Below are 5,589 nucleotides of genomic sequence, written 5' to 3'. Positions count from 1 at the left end.
GTCCGACGACGTGTCGGGCCACTGCGTCCGCACGAAGGTGCCGCCGCCGCGACCGCGTCGGGTCTCGAGCAGGCCGCGGTCGACGAGCCGGGCGAGTGCGGCGCGGACGGTCACGCGTCCGACCCCGAGGAGCACGGCGAGCTCACGCTCCGGCGGGAGCCGTGACGCGGGCAGGTACTCCCCGACGGCCACGGCCGTGACGAGCCGGTCCTCGACCTCGTCGACCCGGGTCTCCGTCGCGCGATCTGGCACTCCTGCCCCTCCCTGCGTTTCGTCCACGTTACGGGACCAGGAAAGGTATTGCAGGGAACCTTTGGGCGGGCCATGCTGTGCGTCATGTCCCGCATCACCGAAGGCACGATGCCGTTCCGCGACGGCCACACCTGGTACCGCGTCACCGAACCGGACACCCCGGTAGCGGGAGCGCTGCCCCTCGTCGTCCTGCACGGCGGCCCCGGCATGGCGCACGACTACCTCCGGAACCTCGCGGCCCTGGCCGACGAGACCGGCCGCACCGTGGTGCACCACGACCAGTTCGGCTGCGGCCGGAGCTCGCACCGCCCCGACGCCCCGGTCGACTCGTGGACGCCGCAGCTGTTCGTCGACGAGTACACCGCCCTGGTCGAGCACCTCGGGCTCGGCGAGCACCACGTCCTCGGCCAGTCGTGGGGCGGCATGCTCGGGTCGGAGATCGCGGTCCGACAGCCGGAGCACCTGCGGTCGCTCGCGATCTGCAACTCCCCCGCGTCGATGCAGCTCTGGGTGGACGGCGCGGCCGAGCTCCGGGCGCAGCTGCCGCAGGACGTGCAGGACGCCCTCACCCGCCACGAGGACGCCGGCACGGTCGACGACCCCGAGTACCTCGCCGCCACGCAGGTCTTCTACGAGCGCCACGTCTGCCGCGTCGTCCCCATGCCGCAGGACTTCGTCGACTCCGAGACGCAGATGGAGCAGGAGCCGACGGTCTACCACACCATGAACGGCCCGAACGAGTTCCACGTCATCGGCACGATGCGCGACTGGACCGTCGTCGACCGCCTCGACCGCGTGGTCACCCCGACCCTCGTCGTCGCCGGCGAGCACGACGAGGCCACCCCCGCCACCTGGCAGCCCTTCGTCGAGCGCATCGCCGAGGTGCGCCAGCACGTCTTCCCCGGCGCGAGCCACTGCTCGCACCTGGAGCAGCCCGAGGAGTTCCGCCGCGTGATCGCGGCCTTCCTCGCCGAGCACGACGACCAGCCCACCGGCTGACCCGACCGACCCGCCAGCCGGGAGGCGCGCACCCACCCCGCCACGCGCCTCCCGGCCGCCGCCCCTCCGGACCCGACCGGCGCGCCCACCCAGCCACGCGCCCGGTGTCCGGCGCCCCCTCCCACGCACCGTCTCCCCGAACGGAACCACGATGTCGCAGCAGCACAGCGAGCTCTCTGCACAGCAGCAGCTCGAGGCCTACGGCTACAAGCAGGAGCTCAAGCGCTCCGTCTCCACCACCGACCTGCTCGTCTACGGGCTCGTCTTCATGGTGCCGATCGCCCCGTGGGCGATCTTCGGCACCGTCTACAACGCCTCGAGCGGCATGGTCCCGCTCGTGTACATCGTCGGCCTCGTCGCGATGATCTTCACCGCACTCGCCTACGCGCAGATGGCGAAGTCGATCCCCCTCGCCGGCAGCGTGTTCTCGTACGTCGGCCGTGGCATCCACCCGACCGCCGGGTTCTTCGCCGGCTGGGCGATCCTGCTCGACTACCTGCTCGTCCCGACGCTGCTCTACGTGTTCGCGGCCGAGAGCATGGTCGGCATCTTCCCCGGCACGCCCCGTTGGCTGTGGGCGCTCGTGTTCGTCGCGATCAACACGGTGATCAACCTGCTCGGCGTCTCGTCGCTCAAGGTCGCGAACCGGGTGTTCCTCCTGATCGAGCTCGTGTTCGTGGCGATCTTCGTCGTGATCGCGATCGTCGCCCTGACCGGCGGCACGGTCCCCGGCGCCTCGTTCAGCACCGACCAGGTCTGGGACCCGTCGAAGGTCTCCGCACCGCTCATCGCCAGCGCCCTGTCGATCGCGGTGCTGAGCTTCCTCGGCTTCGACGGCATCTCGACGCTGTCCGAGGAGTCGACCGGTCGCCGCGGCGGCGCCGGGACCGCGATGGTCCTCGCGCTCGTGATCGTCGCGTTCCTGTTCGTCCTGCAGACCTGGCTCGCCTCGGCCCTCGCCGCCGGGCGGGACGCGTTCCCCGAGGGCGAGGCCGGCAACGCGTTCTTCACCATCGTCGAGCAGGCCTCGTCGAGCGGGTGGGCGACCGCGTTCTTCGCGGTGAACGTCCTCGCGGTCGGCATCGCCAACGCGATGGCCGCGCAGGCCGCGACGAGCCGCCTGCTCTTCTCCATGAGCCGCGACCGACAGCTCCCGGCGTTCCTGCACAGGTTGAACGGCCGCCTGGTGCCGCAGAACGCGATCATCGTCGTGTCGGTGCTGTCCGCGATCCTCGTGCTGTTCTTCGTCGGACAGATCGACACGATCTCGTCGCTGGTCAACTTCGGCGCGCTGTTCGGCTTCATGCTCCTGCACGTGTCGGTGTTCGTGCACCACGTCGTGAAGGGGAGGTCGCGGAACTGGCTGCTGCACCTGGTCGTGCCGCTGATCGGCTTCCTCATCATCGGGTACGTGCTGCTCAACGCCGCGGTCGAGGCGAAGGTCGGCGGCATCATCTGGCTCGTCGTCGGTGCCGCCGTCTTCCTCTACTACCGCTCGACCGGCCGATCCACCGAGGTCGGCTCCGAAGGAGACCCCGCATGACCCCCGACCACCACCTGCCGAACACCCTCGGCGTCCCCGGGTTCGACCCGGCCCGCGAGCCCGTGCTCCGCATCACGCCCGGCACCGGCGAGACGATCGGCTTCGAGACGACCGACGCCGTCTACGCCGAGCTCGACCGGCACCACGACCTGGCGCAGTTGCAGGCCCCGATCAACCCGGTCACCGGACCCGTCTTCGTCGAGGGGGCGATGCCGGGCGACACCCTCGCCGTGCACATCCACGACATCCAGCTCACGACCCACGGCTGGTCGGTGTCGCTCCCCGGCTCCGGGGCGCTCCAGCACGTCATGCCCGAGGGCGTGTTCGCGCGCCGCTGCCCGATCGAGGACGGCGTCGTGCACGTCACCGACCGGCACGCGTTCCCCGTCCGGCCGATGATCGGCTGCATCGGCGTCGCACCGGCGACCGGGACGAACTCGACGATCATGCCGGCGTACGCCGAGGGCGGGAACATGGACGTCACCGAGGCCCGCCCCGGCTCGACCGTGTACCTGCCCGTCCGGGTTCCCGGCGCCCTGCTGTCCATCGGGGACGTCCACGCGATCATGGCCGAGGGTGAATCGTCCTTCGTCGCGATCGAGGCGCAGGGCACGGCGATCGTGTCCGTCGACCTCGTGCGGGGCGGCCCCGTGCCCCGGGCACCGCGGATCGAGACCGACGACGAGTGGCTCTTCGTCGGCCTCGGCGACCCGGTGCAGGAGAGCGTCCGGCGCGGGTACGAGGACGCCTTCGCGTTCCTCGTCGACGAGCACGGGTGGAGCGCCGACGACGCGTACGCGGTGCTCAGCGCCGTCGGCGACTCGAAGCTCGGCGGGCCGACCGGGTCGGGCGACCCGGACCCGCTGCACCCCTTCGCGGCCGTCGGGGCGGTGACGCTGCACCGGGTGCCGAAGGCGGTGCTGTAGCGCGACGAGGACGGACGGGAGGCGCGTGGCGGACCCGCCACGCGCCTCCCGTCCGACGAGCGGTCGGGCTGGCCACGACCGCTGCCCGCTCAGTCGTAGCCGAGCACGATGGTCAGGTCCTCCGGGTCCGGGTCGACCGGCCCGGTCGCCGTCCCCACGACGGCGGTCACGAGTGGGCCGTCCGACGAGTCGTCCGCGCGCCGGAGCGGTGCTCCACCCGCTGCGGCCGAGCGGGCATCGCCGCCCAGACCTGCCCCCAGATCGCCTCGTACTCGACGCGGGAGAGCTGCCCGCGCCGCACGGCGGTCTCGGCGAGGCAGAGCAGGTCGAGCGAGGTCTCGAGGAGCCGCACGTCGCCGTGCACCTCCGGGCGGTCGTTGCCGTGGAAGACCGTCACCGTCAGCGTCCGGACGCCGGGACGGAACCGACGGGTGGCCCGGGCGAGGACCGCGAACCCGGCAACGTAGACGACGACCGCGAGCGCGACCCCGACCACCGGTGCCTCGTGTGCCGCGACGACGAGGCCCACCGCTCCGACGGCTCCGCCGACACCCCACGCCTGCAGCGCCCGCAGCAGCAGGTGCTCGCCGGTCGTGGTGCCCGGCGGGTGGACCTCGAGCGTCCGGCCGCTCCACAGAGCGCGGGTGACGGGCTGCACGGCGCAGCGGCCCCAGGGGTGCCAGCCGGTGCGTGCGACACGGTGCGGCGGTCGTTCTCGGTGCATGTCCACGACGGACAGCCTCGTGCCGCGCGATCTGCGCCGTACCGGTCCTGACGGCTCCCTGACGGACGACCGGCGCTTCCGTACGGCACCCGTGCGCCCCACCCGGTCCGAGGGACGGTGCCCGGTACCGTGGCCGGATGGACGACCACGCCCTCGCCGCCGCCCTCGTGACCGACGCCGCCCGACTCGCCGCCGAGATGCGCACCACCGGCACCGCGGCCGAGCGCAAGACCTCGGCCGCCGACCTCGTCACGGCAGCCGACCGTGCCGCGGAGGACCTCGTGCGCCGGCTGCTCCGGGAGCACCGGCCCGACGACGGAGTGCTCGGCGAGGAGGGCGCGCAGGTCGAGGCGGCCACCGGACGGCGCTGGACGGTGGACCCGATCGACGGCACGTTCAACTACGTCGCCGGACTGCCGGCGTGGTGCAGCGCGGTGTCGCTCGAGGTCGACGGCGTGCTGCGCGTCGGTGCGGTCCGGCGGCACCTGCCCGACGAGACCTGGGTCGCGTCCGACGGCCGGACGACGCGCGACGGTGAGCCGGTCCCGGACGTGCCCGACGTGGCACTCGGCACCGGCAGCGTCGCGACCTTCCTGAACGCCTCACACCTCCGCGACGACGCGGCGCCCACGGTGTTCGCGCTGCTCGGCGCCGCGGCGACGATCCGGATCAGCGGATCCGGGTCGTGCGACCTCGTCGACGTGGCCGCGGGCCGGATCGGGCTCTGGGTCCAGACGGACTGCGCCGACTGGGACTGGTTGCCCGGGCGGGCGCTCGTCGAGGGCGCCGGCGGGGTGGCGACGATCGTGACGGCGCACGGCCACGACTGGCACCTGGCCGGGGCGCCGACGGCGGTACGGGAGGCGGTCGCCCTGCTGACGGCAGGGTCGGACGGCGCCGCCTGACCGGAGCGACCCCGCCCGGCGCGATCGCGGTACTCGCGGCCGCCGCGGCCGCCGCGGCCGCCGCGGCCGCCGCGGGTGCGGTGAGCTGGCGGGCGCCCCGCGCGCCGACACCTCCCCGACCCCCGCTCCCCCCCCCCCCCCCCTGCCGCCCTGGCCCCGCGCGCCCGGGGGGCGGGAGAGCACACGGCCGGAACCCCGTCACTCCCGGGGAGCACGTTTGGCGGCCTTCGCTTGTAAAAA

General features: G+C 73.1%; 6 protein-coding genes. 4 read left to right on the top strand and 2 right to left on the bottom strand.

Annotation, left to right across the window (positions count from 1 at the left end; all coding sequences use genetic code 11):
* The coding region (locus tag H7A69_RS17055) for a FadR/GntR family transcriptional regulator (RefSeq protein ID WP_182048134.1) at nucleotides 1–252 on the bottom strand (252 nt) is incomplete at its 3' end.
* 84 nt (nucleotides 253–336) lie between these two features.
* Between H7A69_RS17055 and H7A69_RS17050 the strand changes: the two genes are divergently transcribed.
* The 3 genes from H7A69_RS17050 (at nucleotide 337) to H7A69_RS17040 (ending at nucleotide 3,720) form a co-directional block, all read left to right on the top strand.
* Nucleotides 337–1,251: a proline iminopeptidase-family hydrolase gene (locus tag H7A69_RS17050; protein ID WP_259346290.1), complete on the top strand. Its 915-nt coding sequence runs from the start codon at nucleotides 337–339 to the stop codon at nucleotides 1,249–1,251.
* Between the two features lie 151 nt (nucleotides 1,252–1,402).
* A complete protein-coding gene (locus H7A69_RS17045) occupies nucleotides 1,403–2,794 on the top strand; it encodes an APC family permease (protein ID WP_182048132.1) in 1,392 nt (463 codons plus the stop codon).
* Nucleotides 2,791–3,720 carry an acetamidase/formamidase family protein gene (locus H7A69_RS17040; RefSeq protein ID WP_182048131.1) on the top strand — a complete coding sequence of 310 codons (930 nt, stop codon included), beginning with the start codon at nucleotides 2,791–2,793 and terminating at the stop codon, nucleotides 3,718–3,720. Before H7A69_RS17045 ends, H7A69_RS17040 begins: the two co-directional genes overlap by 4 nt.
* A gap of 166 nt (nucleotides 3,721–3,886) precedes the next feature.
* On the opposite strand, the gene H7A69_RS17035 is transcribed toward H7A69_RS17040, so the two are convergent.
* Nucleotides 3,887–4,444, bottom strand: a complete 558-nt coding sequence (locus tag H7A69_RS17035) for a DUF6611 family protein (RefSeq protein ID WP_310648895.1) — start codon at nucleotides 4,442–4,444, stop codon at nucleotides 3,887–3,889.
* Nucleotides 4,445–4,581: 137 nt separating this feature from the next.
* Between H7A69_RS17035 and H7A69_RS17030 the strand changes: the two genes are divergently transcribed.
* Nucleotides 4,582–5,349 (top strand): inositol monophosphatase family protein, encoded by a 768-nt coding sequence (locus H7A69_RS17030; protein WP_182048129.1) that lies wholly within the window; start codon nucleotides 4,582–4,584, stop codon nucleotides 5,347–5,349.
* The last annotated feature ends 240 nt before the right edge of the window (nucleotides 5,350–5,589 follow it).

It is taken from the genome of Curtobacterium sp. ME26 (assembly GCF_903970945.1).
Classification (GTDB): domain Bacteria; phylum Actinomycetota; class Actinomycetes; order Actinomycetales; family Microbacteriaceae; genus Curtobacterium; species Curtobacterium citri.
The sequence above is the reverse complement of the archived record's forward strand: the minus strand, read 5'-3'. Positions and strand labels throughout refer to the sequence as shown.